We start from the raw sequence: 17,038 nt of genomic DNA, 5'->3' as shown, positions 1-17,038 counted from the left end.
GGACGCCATCCCATGCCAACAGCAATCATTGCCGACGACGAACGACTGATGCGCGACCACTTGCGGCTGCGGCTGCAACAGGTCTGGCCAGAACTGGAGATCATCGGCGAAGCCCGTAACGGCAATGAAGCGATCGCCCTGGTACAGGAACATCAGCCTGATTTCACGTTCCTCGATATCCGCATGCCGGGCACGAACGGACTTGATGCTGCACAAGCCATCGGCAATGCCAGCCACATCGTCTTCATCACCGCCTACGACCAATATGCGGTCGACGCGTTTGAACAGGGTGCCATCGATTACCTGCTGAAACCTGCCGAAAGCGAGCGCCTGCAAATGACCGTGGAGCGGCTCAAGGCCCGTCTCAAGGCAACGCCGACCGACACGTCGTCAGACCTGAAAGGCATGCTGGCGCAACTGACGCACCACATCGGCAGCACGACCAAACCGGTATGGCTGCAATGGATACAGGCATCGGTCGGGCAGGAACTACGGATGATTCCGGTTGCCGAGATCCTGTTTTTTCAATCCGACGAAAAATACACCCGGGTCCAGACGGCGCGGTATGAAGCCCTGATTCGCAAGCCGGTGCGCGACCTCGCGGTCGAGCTCGACCCGGAACTGTTCTGGCAAATCCATCGTTCGACACTGGTCAACGTCCATTCCATCGACGGTGTCACGCGTGACTTGCGCGGACGCCAGCTAGTGATGGTCAAAGGCAAATCTGACAAGCTCGAAGTAAGCCGCAGTTTCGCCCACCTTTTCAAGCAAATGTAGGTCGCGCTCCATGGTAAGGTATTGGGGTGACATCAGAATGTCGCCAAATTCCCCGACTAACCGGCAAGAGACCTCCGTGCATGCGCTTACTGGACAACTTCAATTTGAAAACCCGGGTAGCCCTGACAGTCAGTCTGCTCGTTGCGCTGGCAATTCTGCTAGGCGCTGCAGCTTCCCTGAACCTGACCAGGCAATATCTCGGCACGCTAACGTCTGAACAGTTATCGGCGATGGCGCAAACCATTCTTGCCAGTGCAGTGGCACTGTCGCTGCTGTTTGGCATGCTGGTGTGGTACACCATCCATCGACAGATCGCCCCGCTGCAGCAATTGCGACAACGCATTCATGCAAGTAACCTGGGCTGCACCAGCAACACCGGCAATGACATCACTGACCTGGCCAATGCCTTCGATCTGTTGTTGAAAGAGCGGCAGCACGCCGACCACCGCTATCACGCCAGCGAACAGCGGCTGCGTCTGATTGCCGACAATATTCCGGCACTGGTCGCGTATGTTGATGCGGATAGACGCGTCATTTTTGCCAACCGCAAATACGAACAAGACTACGGCGTCGCCTACGACAAACTCACTGGTCTGCCATTACATGAACTCCTTGGCCCAGATGTCTATGCCCAGAGCGAGGTATTCATGCGTGAAGTAATGGGCGGCCGCGCCATTAATTTTGAGCGACTAGTTACGCACACTGGCGCGGTGCGATGGGAACGGGTCAGCTACGTCCCGGAACTCGACGCCGATGGCCGGGTAGCGGGCTTCATTTCGCTGGCAGAAGACATTACCGAACTCAAGCGCGCCCAGCACACCTTTGCCAAAAGCGAAATGCGCTTGCGCATGATCACGGACAACATGCCGGCGCTGATCGCCTACATTGACCAGGAAGAGCACTATCGTTTTTGCAACGGTCACTACGAGACGATCCTGAATCTCGCGCCGGAGAAGGTGCTGGGACAAACAGTGCGCCAGGTAACCGGCGAAGCGGGCTACAAAGAACTCGCACTCCACATCAAGAAAGTCTTGCGCGGTGAACGGGTCAGCTTTGAACAGCAGTCCGAGAAGAACGACAAACGCTATTTCCTGCATGACTACATTCCTGACCTCGATGCTGCTGGCCTGACCATCGGGTTCTATTCGATGGTGGTCGACATTACTCCACGCAAGCTCGCCGAATTGCGCCAACAGGCGAGTGACCACTTGCTGCGTAGCGTCACCGACAGTTTGCCGGCGCTGGTCAGCTTCATCGATGCCGACGAGCGCTTTCAGTTCAACAATCAACCCTATGAACAGTGGTTCGGACGTCCACTTTCACGCATCCGCGGCCACCACGTGGTCGAACTGATGACGCCGGACGAAGCGGCGCGCCACAAAATCCATTTTGAAAAGGCACGGCAAGGCCATATTGCCCGCTTCGAATTCGAATCCCGGCAAGACGACATCATCCATTATTACCAGGCCGCTTACCTGCCACAGGTCGACCAGAACCAGCAATTCAGTGGCGTCTGCAGCATGATCAACGACATCACTAATCTGAAGGTGGTCGAGAACAAGCTGCGCATCCTGGCGCGTCATGACACCCTCACAGGCCTGCCGAATCGCAACCAGTTCGATGAAAAACTCGCCGAAGCCATGGCCCGCAGTCGGCGCAGCGGCCAGGCGATGGCGCTGATGTTTCTCGACATCGACCATTTCAAGTCCATCAACGACACGCTGGGTCACCACAGTGGCGATGAAGTGTTGCGCGAATTTTCGCGTCGGCTGTTGCGTTCGGTACGCTCGACCGACACAGTGTCGCGGCTGGCCGGCGACGAATTCGTGATCATCCTGGAAGGCTTGCATTTACCGGATGAAAGCGCGATGGTCGCAGCCAAGATCATCGCAGCGATGGCCGCCGATTTCGATATCCTTGGAGTTGCGCGCAAGGTCAGTACCAGCATCGGCATAGCCATTGGTGATGACAGCGAAAGCGATGGCGATGCGTTGCTACGCCGTGCCGATGAGGCGTTGTATGACGCCAAGGCGGCAGGTCGCAATACCTTCCGGACATCGTATTTGCTGGCGCGCACGGCTTGACCGCTCGGCGTTCGGATTTCTGACGCGCACTTCCCGGCGTAACGCGGCTTACCCAGTTCCGACGGAACCGGCGCATTCAAGCGCCGGTCACGCCGAACCAGTGTCATTCCACTCGGCGCAATTATTCAGTTGCCGCTGACTAGCGCCGAAAAAAATATCGCCGTAACGCCGAGGCAAGCCCACGCCGGCTAAGTTCGCTGTCGAACAGTCCTTCCAGCGACCATTTGTCATACTTATTTCCAAGACAACAACAAGAGGGGATTGCCATGAGCACAATTTTAGTCGGACGCTTTCAAGAACTGACAGAAACCGAACGTGCCATTACAGCACTGGAACAAGCTGGTTTTGATCGGCGCTCGATCAGCAGCTTTTATGTCACGCCTCACGGCCGGCACGATCTCCACCCGATCGGTGACGAACGCGAACAATCTCCCGGAGCGAAAGATAGCGGTACGGGCACGGTCGCCGGTGGAGCCGCAGGTGCGATAGTCGGCGCTGCCATTGGCTTGGCAGGTTTGCCTGTACTGGGACCGGTGGCACCTGTCGCCGGTGGCCTGGTTGGCGCCCACGTTGCCGGACTGGTCGGTGGACTGTCTTCGATGAAGGAACGTGGCGAATCCGAGCAGGGTCAGGAGAATCTTGTCGCGCCACGCCATCCCGGCCTGCTGGTCGCCGTCACCGTATCGGATACGCAGGCTGAACAACGTGCTCTCGCGGTATTACGCTCGGTCGGGGCCCATGAACTCGAACGTACGGAGGGGCAAATCGACGATGGCGACTGGGTAGACTTCGATCCGCAGGCGCTGCCTGCACTCCAAATCAGACAGGATCAGGACGGCGAGCCGTAATCCTCGAACAACCAGCGATGCGCCATCCAATAGTGCGCATCCATTTTTTGACAGCGGCATTTGTTGCGACGCCGGGCGACGCAGGCCACTTGGACCTGCGCTTGAAGCCGACAAAATGCCGTGCTTGGCGTCACGCCGCTGCGCTGATACTTTTCCCGCAATTTCGCAAGCCAGACCATTCCGCAGCTTGCTCCCGACTGCGTCTTGCCTCCTTTCTCAAATGATCCGATAGCCGACACGCGCCATTTGCTTTAGCATGTTGCCAAGAGAAACTATTAATTTAATGCAACCCCTGGCAAAAAACTAGAAGACTGCTCCTGACAAAGGCGAGGTGCGCCATATCGCGATTGCCGACCTTCCGCAGTGCCTACCTGAGCTCACGATCAAAAGCACCCATGCAACCCCACCAGAATCAACCATCGACTTCAGGGACGTGCTTCTCAACACGGCGATCCGCATGGCGCGACCGCCTGTCCGGATTCATGCTGGTGTCGATATTAATGCTGGTGAACGGACCGGTCGGCGCAGTGATCGCATCATCCGAGACCGACTACCGGTCTGACTCCCGCGTCACACTGGTCGTCGGCAGCGAACAACAATATCCGCCCTTTTCTACGGGCATGACCGATAACAGCGCGGGCGGTTTTACGGTGGATCTGTGGAAGGCAGTGGCCAAGGAAGCAGGTCTGGATTACGCCATCCATGTGCGCCCTTTCCACCAGCTCCTGCAGGAATTCAAAGACGGCAAGGCTGATGTCCTGATCAACCTGGCGATATCTGACGAACGCCGCAAGTTTGCCGACTTCACGGTGCCGCATGTGATCGTCACTGGCGCGGTGTTCGTGCGTAAAGACAACGCGACAATCCTGACCGAAGACGACCTGGCCGGAAAGTCGGTCATCGTCGTCAACGCCGACATGGCATTCGACTACGCCACATCCCGTGGATGGACAAAGCAACTCGTGCTGGTCGATACCGCCGCCGAGGGCTTGCAATTACTGGCATCAGGCAAACACGACGCGATGTTGCTGAGTAAGCTGACCGGCATGCAAACCCTGCAGGCCGAACATCTGTCCAACCTCAAGGCGCTCGAACTCAAGGCCGGCTTCGCACAGCGCTTCGCTTTTGCCGTCAACAAAGGGCAATCAGAACTGCTCAGCCGGCTCAATGAAGCGCTGGCACTGACCAAGTCCAATGGCACCTACGAGGCGCTGTATCTGAAATGGTTTGGCGTCTATGAAGTCAGGGAAGCCCGGCTCGGCGATTTCAGCGGCTATCTGCTGGCGGCGCTGACCATCCTGCTCGCCACCGCTGGCTATTTTTTCCATCGACGCCAGCTCGACCGTGCCAAAGCCGACAACAAATATCGCGACCTCTACGATCAGTCACCCGACATGTTCCTGAGCGTCGATCTGGAATCACGCAATATCATCGGCTGCAATCAGACCCTGCTGACCATTACCGGCTACAGCCGGCAGCAGATCATTGGTAGCAAGGCGCTGTCGCTGTGTTGTCCGGGTAGTGCCGCATTGGCACAAAGCACATTCCGGCAGTTTTTAAGCACGCATGAAATGCCCAACGTCGAACTGCAACTGCAATGCAGCGATGGCAGGATCGTTGATGTCAGCGTCTGGGCATCTGCCGCGTTTGATGCGCCTGCCACCGATGCTGACGACTACCGGATCTTGCATCTTGCGCTGCGTGACATCACCCTGCGCAAGGCAGCCGAAGAAGAAATCAGCCAGCTGGCCTTTTTTGATTCACTGACCGCGCTGCCGAACCGCCGCATGCTGCTGGACCGGCTAGGCCGCGCCCTCGCCAGCAGCCTGCGTACCGGGCGCGACGGCGCACTGATGTTCATTGACCTGGATAATTTCAAGGCACTTAACGATACGCTCGGCCACGACAAGGGTGACCTGCTACTGCAGCAGGTCGCAAAACGCCTTGCCGCCTCGGTACGCGAAGTCGATACGGTGGCGCGGCTGGGCGGTGATGAGTTCGTCGTGATGCTGGAAGACCTGAGCGAGCACTCGGGCAGTGCCGCGATCCAGGCCGAAGCCATCGGCGAAAAAATCCTCACCGCACTCAACGTGCCCTACGATCTGGCGGGGCACGCGCACCACAGCACGCCCAGTATCGGCATCACCCTGTTCGCACAGAACAAGACCAACGACGCCGAATTATTGAAGCGTGCCGATCTCGCGATGTATCAGGCCAAGGCTGCTGGTCGCAACACATTGCGCTTTTTTGATCCGAAAATACAGGATGCTGTCGATGCCCACGCCGCGCTGGAAGTCGAACTGCGCAATGCGGTGGAACAGGAAGACTTCGTCCTTTATTACCAGGCGCAAGTCGATGGCAACAGCACCATTACCGGAGTGGAAGTTCTGGTTCGCTGGAAGCATGCACAGCGCGGTATTGTTGCCCCTTACGAATTCATTGCGCTGGCAGAAGAAACCGGATTGATCCTGCCGTTGGGGAACTGGGTGCTGGATAACGCTTGCCGGCAGCTGACCAGCTGGGCAGTGCAACCCGGTCTGGCCGCGCTCACCATCTCGGTCAACGTCAGTGCGTTTCAGTTCCAGCGCCCGGATTTCGTCGATCAGGTGCTGGCGATCCTGGCAAGCACGGGTGCCAACCCGGCACTGCTCAAGCTGGAAATCACCGAGAGTCTGCTACTCAAGGATGTCGAAGACATCATCCTGAAAATGACCGTGCTGCAGGCGCAGGGCGTGCGCTTTTCTCTGGATGATTTCGGTACCGGCTACTCGTCGCTGTCGTACCTGAAACGCCTGCCGCTAGACCAGCTGAAAATCGACCGCTCGTTCGTGCGCGACGTGCTGACCGATCCCAACGATGCATCAATTGTGCGCACCATACTCGCGCTCGGTTACAGCCTGGGGCTGACAGTGATTGCCGAAGGCGTCGAGACCCAAGCCCAACGCGATTTTCTGGCTGTACTGGATTGCCACGACTATCAGGGCTATCTGTTCAGCAAGCCAGTGCGGCTTGCCGAGTTCGAATATCTGGTGAGCGGCCTGCGCGAGGCCGCCTGAAAAAACGTCGGCGCAGGAAGTCGAGCACCATCACATCGGCATCGGAAACACCAGGCAGGTGGTTGTGGCAAACGCATACAGCTTGCCGTGGACATCGGTAATGCGTCCCTCCGCAATCGCGGTCTGTCCGCCAACGTGGATGACTTTGCCTTCGGCCCGCACCGGTCCGGTCTTGTCTGTCATCGCCCGGATGTAATTGATCTTGAGTTCCAGCGTGGTGTAGCCCTTGCCGGCCGGCAGCATCGAATGCACCGCACAACCGACGCAGGAGTCCAGCAAGGTCGCCGCATAGCCGCCGTGGATACTGCCCATCGGGTTGTAATGGTCGGTGCCGGGCGTACCCTGGAACACCATCCGGCCCGGCTCCCACTGTACCGGGACAAACCCCAGCAGCATGCCGATCGGCACCGATGGCAACACGCCGTCGCCGATGGCCTGCAAAAAGTCCATGCCACTGCGTTCCCGTAATTGTTCCAGGCTGGATACGCCCGGTGCCGCAAGGCGGGTACGCGCCGCCACAGCGTCCGCATTCCAGACATCAAGCAGGTCGTTTGAATTCATGGTGATTTTCTTTAAAGATGTAGGCCGGAATTCCGGAAATTTTTTAAATCGCAATATTCGTGCGGCGTAGCTCAATCCGACGTTGCCGTTGAACTCTCCGGATCACCGCTTAGCAAGCGTTCCAGCAATGCAATACGATGACGATGCGGCGTGGTGATTGCGTAGAAGTGCTCCTGCAGCAATGTCGACTGGCCGACGCAAACCAGATAGCCAGACCGCAGTTCGTCCTGCACCACCACCTCCGGAAGAACGGTCAGCCAGCTGCTGTCGCGTGCAATCAGCCGCAGCGTGGCCATGTCATCCACCTCGGCACGCAGGCGCGGGGCGACGCCGGATGCCGTGCACATGGCATCGAACTGTGCCCGCAGCGCACTGCGCGGTCCGGGCAAGGCGATGTCAAGACCGTCGAGATCCTCCGGCACACGCAGGCTGCGGGATTTCCAGAGTCGGGCCGGGCCGACGAGCGAGATCGCCTGACTACCCAGAAAGCGGCAATGCAACGGCCGATTCGGTTCCGAAGGCACCGTTTCATTGGTCAGCACCACATCGAGCTGATGCTGCATCAAGCGCGTCAGCAAGTCTTCCAGCAGACCGGATTCGAGCGTCAGCACCAGTGACGGGTCCTCCAGCAATGGCCGGATTCTGTTCTCCTGATAATTGCGCGACAGCGTGGCCACGCTGCCCACGCGCAGCCGTGTCATCCCTTCGCTGCGTCCCTGAAGACGACCCAGCATTTCCTGCCCGATGCCGAAGATGTTCTCGGCGTAGGCCAGCACGAGCTGACCAGCGTCGGTCAGCACCAACCGGCGTCCTTCGCGCATGAACAAGGCCTCACCGAGGCGCTCCTCCAACTGACGGATCTGGGCCGACAGCGCGGACTGCGAGGTGTGCAACTCCTGCGCCGCATGCGTGAGATGGCCGACCTTGGCGACGCGCCAGAAATAGAACAGATGGCGAAAATTCAGTTGTTCCAGTTTCATCGTTCTGTTTTATGTATTCAATCGTTCTGATTAATGTATTTTACAGAATAAGCGTCGGTATCCACACTGTCGCAAACCAGTAATTGAGAGCACTTCGATGACCCACTACCTTCTCGGCGTTGTAGTACTGATGCCCGCAACACTCATGTTTCTGCTGATGCTGATTTCTCTGCGACCTGGCAGGTCGGTCGCGGGGCTTTGGCGCATATTCATTCGGCTGTCCGGGCTAGCACTGGCGTTCACCGTGCTGGTCGGTCTGACAGGTCTGACAGGTATGGAAGCCACGGGCTTGCGGCACTGGCTAGCTGCAAGTCCGTTCGGCATGATCATGGCCGTGCTGGTACAGCTGCTCGGTACCGTTATCGCTGCGTTTTCTGCACGTTACCTGGAAGGAGAGCCCGGACAGCGGCGCTACGCGGCGGCTCTGGCAGGCGTGTTGTCGGCGGTTCAGTTGCTGGTGCTGGCGAATCACTGGGTGGTCCTGATCGCGGCCTGGGCGCTGGTCGGCGTGGCGTTGCAGCATCTGCTGTGCTTCTATCCCGACCGGCCATTTGCCACGCTGGCGGCGCACAAGAAGCGTCTCGCAGATCGGCTCGCCGACGTGCTGCTCATCCTTGCCGCCTCATCGGCGTGGGTCGCGGTGGGCAGCGGTTCATTCTCAGACATGTGGCAGTTTCTGGCGCGCGAAGGCATCACTGACAATCTGCAGCTCAGTGCGGTATGCCTGGTGCTCGCCGTGGTCGTGCGCACGGCGCTGCTGCCCGTGCACGGCTGGCTGATTCAGGTGATGGAAGCGCCGACGCCCGTGTCGGCCTTGCTGCATGCCGGCGTGGTGAATCTGGGCGGCTATATCCTGATTCGTTTTGCGCCGTTGCTGGAGCAGGCAGACCTGGCGCGCACGCTGCTGGTGACCTTCGGGCTGGGCACTGCCGTGATCGCCGGTTTGGTGATGTTGACCCGCATCAGCATCAAAGTGCGACTGGCGTGGTCGACTGTCGCCCAGATGGGCTTCATGCTGCTGGAATGCGGTCTCGGGCTGTACACATTGGCGGCACTACATCTGTTCGGGCATTCGCTGTACAAGGCGCACGCTTTTCTGTCAGCGTCGATGGTGGTGCGGCAGACCCGCTTGCATGTGATGCGCGGCACGGTAACCGCCGCACCGATCAGTCTCTTGCTGGCCCCGGCTGTCGCGGTGCCGATGGTGTTACTGATTCAGGCGGTATTGAGCAACGCAGCCTGGCCCTGGTGGTGGAGCGTGGTGCTGGGGCTGGCCTGGGCACCCATGCTATGGCTACCGGCCGGGAGCGATCAGACGAGAACCCTGTTCCGGCAAGGACTTTTTGGTTTGCTGATGGTGGCCGGACTTACCGGGCTGGCGTTGCTGGCCCATGCCCTGCCGCTGGGCATACACGATGCACCCCATCACACGCTGGGAAAAATCGCGCTGACCGGCATGGCCGCTCTGTATCTGTGTCTGGCGACGCTGCAACTGCGTCCCCGATCCCTGGGCGCCTGGCGGCGACGGATCTACGCCGGTTTTTATATGGATGAAATCTACACCCGACTGGCGTTGCGGCTTTGGCCTACCCGCTGGATATCCAAGGCACTCCCCATCGACAGGCCGATCGTGACCACGATGAAAACCGATGATGCCCGGAAAAAATGACTGTTCGAGGAGTATCCAATGAACGATTACGTTGAACCCAACGAAGAAGACGTCCCCGCAACCGCGACCGCAACCGCAACCGCAGCCGATTCTGCACGACACGCGGTGTCAAACCGCGACATCGAGGCTGCCTGCGAGCAGGCCTGCAACACGATTGCGCCTGCCTGGCCACTGGATCGGGCCATCGCCGTCAACCCGCACTGGTCGCGCATCGACAAGCCGGTACGCCAGGTCGCCGCTCGCATGGCGGTCCTGGGCGGGATTCAGGTATTTCCACCACGCGATGGCCAGCTGCGCGCCTGGCAAGAAGGCCGTATCGGCAGCGAGGATCTTGATCTTGCGCTGTCCAGGGTGCCGGCGGCGAAGTCGGCCGGGTTGACGCCTGCGCAATGCGTCGCGGCCTTGCGCACCGCGCCAGTAGTAGTACGTTTGCCGGTGCTGATCGACGTTCTGGATAACGATCCGCTGCGTCATACCCGTCTATCCTGGCGGCAGGCGGTCACGCATCAGGTGAGTCAGACCTGTGCCGCTTATTTTGACGAACATCAGGCTGACTGGCAGCCCGAACGGTCGCAGGGTCTGTATGCCTTCTGGCGCGAGACGCTGCAGCATGATCATGGCATCGGCTTTCTGATGGGACTGCCCGACATGGAGCGCGCGCTCGACGCGCTGCCAGCGACACGGCAGGATGCCGAGCGGTGGGTGCTACAGCGTTTGGGGCTGCCGCCTGCGGTCTGGGCCGATTACCTGGAGGCGGTGTTGCTGACCGTGAACGGCTGGGCTTCCTGGTGTGCCTATCTGGGCTGGCAGGCCCGCCTGGAGGAGCGACAGGACACCCACACGCGTGATCTGCTGGCGATTCGACTGGCGTGGGGCGTGCTTTTGCTGGAATGCAAGAATAAGGCCGCAGCCGCCCAGGCATACGATGCGTTGAATGGCGAATGGGGCCGGGCAGCGACCTTGCTGGCACAGGCCGAAGACGCGCTGCTGGTCGATGAGGTCTGGCAAGTCGCGCTGGAACTGGGCTATCAGCGATGGTTGGCACAGCAGCTACTCGGCACTGACCACACAAGCGCAGTGGCGCAGGCGCTAACTGTACAGGCGGCTTTTTGCATCGATGTGCGCAGCGAGCCGATGCGCCGCGCACTCGAAGCGGCCTGCCCCGCCATGGAAACTGTCGGCTTCGCGGGATTCTTCGGATTGCCGGTGGCTTATACCCCGTTGGCAACGCTGGCCAGGCGCCCGCAACTGCCAGGGCTGCTGGCGCCGGCCATGGAAGTGGCAGACCGTATCGTTACGTCGAAACCCGCTGGCGGCAAGACGGACGACGCCCTGCAGAGCGCGGCCGCCCGGGCCCGCCATGACCGCTTCGGCTGGTCCGAACAGTGGCATGCAGCCAGTCGCTGGCCCGGTTCCGCGTTCTCTTTTGTCGAAGCCGCCGGCGTCGGATACCTGGCCAAGCTGGGGCAATGGATCAATCCCGCCAAACACGCCAGAGCGCGTGACGATCTCGACGGACTGCCTGCGCGCTACCGTTCCATCTGCCGGCCGCAGTTGGTGGGCCTGGCACGCGACGCCAGGGTATCGCTTGCTTCCGGCGTGCTACATGCCATGGGACTGGACCGCCGTTGCGCGCCTCTCGTGCTGCTGGTAGGCCATGGCAGCCAGTCGACCAACAACGCCCATGCGGCCGCCCTCGATTGCGGCGCGTGCTGCGGCCAAACCGGTGAAGTCAACGCCCGCAGCCTGGCGCAATTGCTCAATGCGTCTGACGTTCGCGCCGCACTGCGCACGCAGGGCCTCAACATCCCCGACGCCACCTGGTTTGTCGCCGCCCTGCACAACACCACCACGGACGAGATCGAGGGTTTCGACCTCGACCTGGCGCCACTGGCTGCGCAGGAGCACTGGAACCGTCTGCAGGATGGCTTTGCCCAAGCCTCCGATCAGGTGCGCCGGGAACGGGCACCGAGCCTGAAATTGAATCCGCACGCCCCGTGCGGCGAGTTGCTCGATCAGCTACGCCGCCGCGCCAATGACGGCGCGCAAACCCGGCCAGAATGGGGACTGGCCGGCAATGCTGCTTTCGTGATCGCGCCACGCCATCGAAGCCTGGGTCTGACCCTCGAAGGACGCAGCTTCCTGCACGATTACGACGCCAGTCAGGATGGCGACGGCAGCGTGCTGGAACTGCTGATGACGGCGCCGATGCTGGTGACGCATTGGATCAACTGGCAATACCACGCCTCGACCTGCGATCCGCTTCGGCTGGGCAGCGGTAACAAGGTGCTGCACAACGTGGTGGGCGGGAACATCGGCGTGTTCGAGGGTAACGGCGGCGACCTGCGCATCGGCTTGTCGCGCCAATCGCTGCACGACGGCGAGCGCTGGATGCATGAACCCCTGCGCCTGACCGTGGTCATCGATGCGCCGCAAAAAGCCATCGATCGCGTGATCGGCAAGCATGCCGTACTCCGGCAACTGCTGGACAACGGATGGCTGCATCTCTGGCGCTACGATCAGAACGCGTTACGACAGTACGAGCGTGGTGTCTGGCAGCCGTTGCAACTGGAAGCGGCATGAGCAGCAGCTATGCCGGACAACAGATCGCTTTCCTGACGCAGCACGGCAAGGAGCAAGTCATCGCGCCGATACTGGAGCCTGCGTTGGGTTGTGTGATCAAGCATGTGACCGGGTTCGATACCGACCAGCTCGGCACCTTCACGCGCGACATCCGGCGCCCCGGCTCCCAGCTCGACGCCGCACGCCGCAAGGCGCGCATCGGCATGGAATTGTCCGGTCTGTCGCTCGGCATGGCCAGTGAGGGCAGTTTCGACCTCGATCCTTTTGCGGGCATGTTTCCATGGAATATAGAACTGCTGGTGTTGATTGACGACAGGCTCGGCATCGAAGTGGTCGGTATGGCGCAAGGGCCCGGGCACAGCAGCCATGTGCAGGCAAGTGACTGGCCGGCGGTCGAATCCTTTGCCGCTGGGGTGGGCTTCCCGGACCATCATCTGGTGCTGCGTCCTCAGGACCAGGACGACACCCGCGTCCATAAAGGCGTGTCGGATTGGACTGGTCTGAAAGCGAGTTTCGAGCAATGCCTGGCGCAGTCCGGCAATCGGCAGGTGTTCGTCGAGACCGACCTGCGGGCCTTTGCCAACCCGAGTCGCATGCAGCACATTGAACAGGCCGCGCAGGATCTGCTGAAGCGCCTGCAATCGTGCTGCCCCGAGTGCGCATCTCCCGGGTACTGGGTCAGCGAGCGACAGCCGGGCCTGCCATGTTCGGTGTGCGGCCGACCGACCTCCGGCTATCTCACGGAAGTGTGGAAATGCGGTCGTTGCCTGCACACGTCCGTGCAGACCAGGACCGACTGTGCGTTCGCCGAGCCGAAACACTGCGCTAGCTGCAATCCTTGAGTCGCGACCTGTCGGCATGGTGATTACGACCAGGCACGGATACGCTGAACTTTGGCTGCTTTGATTCAGGTCGGTGTCCCGGGTTCAATTCCTGAAGCGAGATTTTCAAGCCAGTCTTGCCACCGGTTGCGCCTGCGCTGCAAGCCGCCAGAAAATCACGCTCGCCACCAACCCGACGGCCAGGCCCGCAGCCAGTTTGAAGGCGCTGTCGAACACCAGCGGCGCGACGAAGCCGGAGACAATGGCGAAGATCAGCATCTGCACAAAATTCTGCAGCGACGCCGCCAGCCCGCGCACCTTCGGAAACAGGTCGAGCGTTTTCATGACCATCCCCGGCAAGGCCAGCGCCATGCCGAATGCATACAGCATGATCGGCAACACAGCCCACGGCACGGCGGCGACAAACAGGCTGGTGTAGATCAGGTTGAGCACGCAGGCCAGCGCCATAACCATGAATCCACGGCCGATCATGACGGCCGTGCTGATGTGATGTGCGACCTTTGCATTGATTGCCGAGCCGATCACGATACCGCCGATCAGCGGCAAAAACAGCCACGCAAACGCGGTCTCGGGCAGATGCAGAACCTGCATCACGAAGCTCGCAGCCGAGGCGATATACAGGCCAAATCCGCCAAAACAGCAGCCAATGGCCAGCGCACGCAACAAAAATTGCGGATGCCGGATCGCCTTCCAGTAGTTGCCGGCAATCGTGCCCAGATGGAGCGGCTGGCGTTCGGCCACCGGCAGGCTTTCGGGCAAATAGCGCTGGCAAGCCAGCAACAGCAGCAGCGCAATCGCCGTCATGAAACCGAACACCGCGCGCCAGCCAAATGCCACCTGCAACAGTCCGCCCACCACCGGTGCCACCGCAGGCGCGATCCCGAACACCATCATGATCTGCGCAATCATCCGCTGCGCCGCTGCGCCACTAAGCCGGTCGCGCACGATGGCTTGCCCGATCACCATGCCGGCACCCGCCGACATGCCCTGCATCGCCCGGAACACCAGCAGCCATGTGAAGCTCGGTGCCAGTGTCGCGCCGATCGACCCGGTGATGAAAATCAGCAGCGAGGCCAGGATCACTGGCCGACGGCCGAACGAATCCGACAGCGTGCCGTAGAACAGCGTCATCAGCGAATAGCCGAACAGGTAGATGCTCAGGGTTTGCTGGACCTGTACCGGGCCCACCGAAAAATGTTCGCCCAGTGCGACGAAGGACGGCAAATACGTGTCGGTGGCGAACGGGCCAAGCATGGCCAGGCCGGCTAGCACCAGCGTCAGGGTACGGGTATTCAATGAAGATTTCCTTGGAACGGCAGAGGTAAAAAAACGGGTTGGACGGGATGGACAGCGTCATGTTCAGCACCTGCAGGGTGCATGTACTGCCACCAGCACCCGCGGCCTGTCTATCGGGCCGCATTGTGGCACGTCAACCTTGTGGGCGTAGATTCTGGTGTTGTCTTCGTGGCTACCGTGATTGATCTTCGTTGACAAGCTCGTTACCCACACGGGCAACTGCTGCGACCAATAGCGGCCTGCATTGCGGCGCAATACCAACCGTGACGGGAGCAACGAAGCCACCCATGTGTGTAGCCTGGAATCGTTTGGTTCCGAGACGCGGTGATCTTCCTGCGCGTTAGTCGGACGCACAGGATTGCGACAGCCAGTCAACCATGAACACGGGCGTGAACATGGTCGACAGCGCTGGCTGTTCTGGACTAAATCTGTTCCGGATCAGAGCCATACAGGAATGTCCTGTCGGGGCATCCTCGACGCCCAATACCCTTCACCGCCTGTGGCGGGACGCGAGACAACGCGGCAAGTAGCCAGATGCTGCACGACCACCACGATCAAATGTGGTGATGGCGCCACCGTCTCCGTATCAACGCCACGTCTGAGCGCGCTGGCAGTTCGCCTGAAGCAATACACCAAACGCGCACCGATACGGCATCTGCCAAACGATCCTATTTGCCCCGGTAAATGGCACACAGCTTGTGGCCGTCCGGATCAAGGACATAGGCCAGGTGCATCGCCCCCATGCCACCTTCTCGCAGACCCGGTGGGTCTTCGATCGACTTGCCGCCATTGGCAACCGCAATGTCGTGAAACGCCTTGACCTGCTCGGCCGAGGTGCAGGTAAAACCGATGGTGCCGCCGTTGGCAAAGGTTGCGCCTTCGCCGTTGATCGGTTCTGTGAGGCAAAAAGTACTTCCGGCATGACGGTAGAAGAGACGGGTGTGACCCGAATCGGCCTTGTTGCGAATCGGCTCTCCCGCCCCGAGTGAACCAAGCACGGCATCGTAGAAATGCTTTGCGCGCTCTATATCGTTAGACCCGACCATGATGTGACTGAACATGCTTTTTCTCCATGAATGACGGCGCACTGCCGCTCTGATTTCAACATTTTCTTCGACTAGGCGACCCTTGCGCCAAGGTTATTGACCGCGCCAGTCTGTACGCCCACCCAGAAGCAGTACCCACGAGCGCGAGCGCCAATATTGCCTGTGCGTCAACTGCGTGTAAAGGGTAAATCAATGCCTGACACCAGCGCGGTTGCGTCTGAAGCGTCAGCGCTACCGCGCGCTGCGGCAGCGTTTAAGCAGGGTCAAGACATTGTTGAAAGGACGCTGACAGGGGCAACCATCCGCCGAAAATCGGGTCGAAAGTAAGAATTTGTAACATCTGGTAGACTGATTTTCATTGATTTTTGCAACCAGGTTTATCCAGATCGCAAGAGTCATGATTCACCAAGTTTGTCAGTTTTTTTGTTTAACTAGCCATGTATTTTCTCCAGGAGCACTTCATGTTATTCAAGTTAATTCAATCAAAAAAAGCGGCTTTGAGCTGGTTTGGGGCGACCTTGCTTTTAGCGACTGGCCAGGTATTTGCTGCGTCAGGTGACGTGTTGAAGCCAGACGATTTTGTCGGTATCAGCTTCTGGCTTATCTCGATGGCACTGGTTGCCTCAACGGCATTCTTCTTTCTGGAACGCGACCGGGTTTCTCCAAAGTGGAAAACCTCGCTGACAGTGTCTGGTCTGGTAACACTGGTCGCGGCAGTCCATTACTTCTACATGCGCGAAGTATGGGTAACGACCGGCTCCACGCCGACCGTGTTCCGCTACATTGACTGGCTGATCACGGTACCGCTGTTGATGGTGGAGTTCTACCTGATTCTGTCGGCCATCGCAAAAGTGCCAGCAGGCGTTTTCTGGCGCCTGATGATCGGTACGATTGTCATGCTGGTGGGCGGCTACGTCGGTGAGGCGGGTTACGTCAACACGATGGTTGCGTTCATCGTCGGCATGCTCGGCTGGATATTCATTCTGTACGAAATCTTCGCCGGCGAAGCAAGCAAGATCAACGCGCAAAGTGCCCCGCCATCAGTGCAATCCGCCTTCAAGACGATGCGTTTCATCGTCACGTTTGGCTGGGCAATTTACCCGGTGGGCTATTTCTTCGGTTACCTGACTGGCAGCAGCCCAGCCAGTAGCGCCAACGCCCTGAACATCATTTACAACCTTGCCGACGTGCTGAACAAAATTGCGTTTGGCCTGATCATCTGGCAAGTGGCCGTCAGCGAGACTGAAAACGCCAAAAAATAATTGATGCGCCGTTAGTAAAGCAAGGGCCTGCCGA

At 59.4% G+C, this 17,038-nt stretch carries 12 protein-coding genes; 8 read left to right on the top strand and 4 right to left on the bottom strand.

Features of this window, described 5'->3' with window-relative positions; all coding sequences use genetic code 11:
- The first annotated feature begins 12 nt into the window (after positions 1 to 12).
- The 4 genes from ABD720_RS18570 (at position 13) to ABD720_RS18555 (ending at position 6,765) form a co-directional block, all read left to right on the top strand.
- Positions 13 to 777: a LytR/AlgR family response regulator transcription factor gene (locus ABD720_RS18570; protein WP_344765645.1), complete on the top strand. Its 765-nt coding sequence runs from the start codon at positions 13 to 15 to the stop codon at positions 775 to 777.
- 80 nt (positions 778 to 857) lie between these two features.
- The gene (locus ABD720_RS18565; RefSeq protein ID WP_344765644.1) at positions 858 to 2,861 is read left to right on the top strand and encodes a sensor domain-containing protein; all 2,004 of its coding nucleotides are present in this window, start codon (positions 858 to 860) and stop codon (positions 2,859 to 2,861) included.
- 266 nt (positions 2,862 to 3,127) lie between these two features.
- Positions 3,128 to 3,709: a hypothetical protein gene (locus tag ABD720_RS18560; RefSeq protein WP_344765643.1), complete on the top strand. Its 582-nt coding sequence runs from the start codon at positions 3,128 to 3,130 to the stop codon at positions 3,707 to 3,709.
- Positions 3,710 to 4,104: 395 nt separating this feature from the next.
- Complete coding sequence (locus ABD720_RS18555) at positions 4,105 to 6,765, top strand: EAL domain-containing protein (protein ID WP_344765642.1); 2,661 nt, start codon at positions 4,105 to 4,107, stop codon at positions 6,763 to 6,765.
- 30 nt (positions 6,766 to 6,795) lie between these two features.
- On the opposite strand, the gene ABD720_RS18550 is transcribed toward ABD720_RS18555, so the two are convergent.
- Together ABD720_RS18550 and ABD720_RS18545 are read right to left on the bottom strand one after the other, a co-directional pair.
- Positions 6,796 to 7,326, bottom strand: a complete 531-nt coding sequence (locus ABD720_RS18550; protein ID WP_344765640.1) for a PaaI family thioesterase — start codon at positions 7,324 to 7,326, stop codon at positions 6,796 to 6,798.
- A gap of 71 nt (positions 7,327 to 7,397) precedes the next feature.
- Positions 7,398 to 8,306 carry a LysR family transcriptional regulator gene (locus ABD720_RS18545; RefSeq protein ID WP_344765639.1) on the bottom strand — a complete coding sequence of 303 codons (909 nt, stop codon included), beginning with the start codon at positions 8,304 to 8,306 and terminating at the stop codon, positions 7,398 to 7,400.
- 97 nt (positions 8,307 to 8,403) lie between these two features.
- Between ABD720_RS18545 and ABD720_RS18540 the strand changes: the two genes are divergently transcribed.
- From ABD720_RS18540 to ABD720_RS18530, 3 genes are read left to right on the top strand one after another with little or no spacing between them, the layout of a single operon-like run.
- Entirely contained in the window at positions 8,404 to 9,975 is a 1,572-nt protein-coding gene (locus ABD720_RS18540; protein ID WP_344765638.1) for an NADH-quinone oxidoreductase subunit L, read from the top strand.
- Positions 9,976 to 9,993: 18 nt separating this feature from the next.
- Positions 9,994 to 12,558, top strand: a complete 2,565-nt coding sequence (locus tag ABD720_RS18535; protein WP_344765637.1) for a YbcC family protein — start codon at positions 9,994 to 9,996, stop codon at positions 12,556 to 12,558.
- Positions 12,555 to 13,400, top strand: a complete 846-nt coding sequence (locus tag ABD720_RS18530) for a DUF6671 family protein (RefSeq protein ID WP_344765636.1) — start codon at positions 12,555 to 12,557, stop codon at positions 13,398 to 13,400. The genes ABD720_RS18535 and ABD720_RS18530 overlap by 4 nt, the downstream gene beginning before the upstream one ends.
- A gap of 105 nt (positions 13,401 to 13,505) precedes the next feature.
- Here the strand turns inward: ABD720_RS18530 and ABD720_RS18525 are convergent, their stop codons facing one another.
- Positions 13,506 to 14,696: a multidrug effflux MFS transporter gene (locus tag ABD720_RS18525; protein WP_344765635.1), complete on the bottom strand. Its 1,191-nt coding sequence runs from the start codon at positions 14,694 to 14,696 to the stop codon at positions 13,506 to 13,508.
- 668 nt (positions 14,697 to 15,364) lie between these two features.
- A complete protein-coding gene (locus ABD720_RS18520; protein WP_344765633.1) occupies positions 15,365 to 15,757 on the bottom strand; it encodes a VOC family protein in 393 nt (130 codons plus the stop codon).
- A gap of 446 nt (positions 15,758 to 16,203) precedes the next feature.
- Between ABD720_RS18520 and ABD720_RS18515 the strand changes: the two genes are divergently transcribed.
- Positions 16,204 to 17,004 carry a bacteriorhodopsin-like gene (locus tag ABD720_RS18515; protein WP_344765631.1) on the top strand — a complete coding sequence of 267 codons (801 nt, stop codon included), beginning with the start codon at positions 16,204 to 16,206 and terminating at the stop codon, positions 17,002 to 17,004.
- Positions 17,005 to 17,038 lie beyond the last annotated feature (34 nt).

The organism is Actimicrobium antarcticum, assembly GCF_039536745.1.
Classification (GTDB): Bacteria; Pseudomonadota; Gammaproteobacteria; order Burkholderiales; family Burkholderiaceae_D; genus Actimicrobium; species Actimicrobium antarcticum.
Note: the sequence above shows the minus strand (reverse complement) of the source record. Positions and strands in the feature narration are given on the sequence as shown.

Bases quoted from the DNA above. Each gene is read 5' to 3' on its own strand.
- ABD720_RS18570 (WP_344765645.1), top strand. From the start codon at position 13: ATGCCAACAGCAATCATTGCCGACGACGAACGACTGATGCGCGACCAC.
- ABD720_RS18565 (WP_344765644.1), top strand. From the start codon at position 858: ATGCGCTTACTGGACAACTTCAATTTGAAAACCCGGGTAGCCCTGACA.
- ABD720_RS18560 (WP_344765643.1), top strand. From the start codon at position 3,128: ATGAGCACAATTTTAGTCGGACGCTTTCAAGAACTGACAGAAACCGAA.
- ABD720_RS18555 (WP_344765642.1), top strand. From the start codon at position 4,105: ATGCAACCCCACCAGAATCAACCATCGACTTCAGGGACGTGCTTCTCA.
- ABD720_RS18550 (WP_344765640.1), bottom strand. From the start codon at position 7,326: ATGAATTCAAACGACCTGCTTGATGTCTGGAATGCGGACGCTGTGGCG.
- ABD720_RS18545 (WP_344765639.1), bottom strand. From the start codon at position 8,306: ATGAAACTGGAACAACTGAATTTTCGCCATCTGTTCTATTTCTGGCGC.
- ABD720_RS18540 (WP_344765638.1), top strand. From the start codon at position 8,404: ATGACCCACTACCTTCTCGGCGTTGTAGTACTGATGCCCGCAACACTC.
- ABD720_RS18535 (WP_344765637.1), top strand. From the start codon at position 9,994: ATGAACGATTACGTTGAACCCAACGAAGAAGACGTCCCCGCAACCGCG.
- ABD720_RS18530 (WP_344765636.1), top strand. From the start codon at position 12,555: ATGAGCAGCAGCTATGCCGGACAACAGATCGCTTTCCTGACGCAGCAC.
- ABD720_RS18520 (WP_344765633.1), bottom strand. From the start codon at position 15,757: ATGTTCAGTCACATCATGGTCGGGTCTAACGATATAGAGCGCGCAAAG.
- ABD720_RS18515 (WP_344765631.1), top strand. From the start codon at position 16,204: ATGTTATTCAAGTTAATTCAATCAAAAAAAGCGGCTTTGAGCTGGTTT.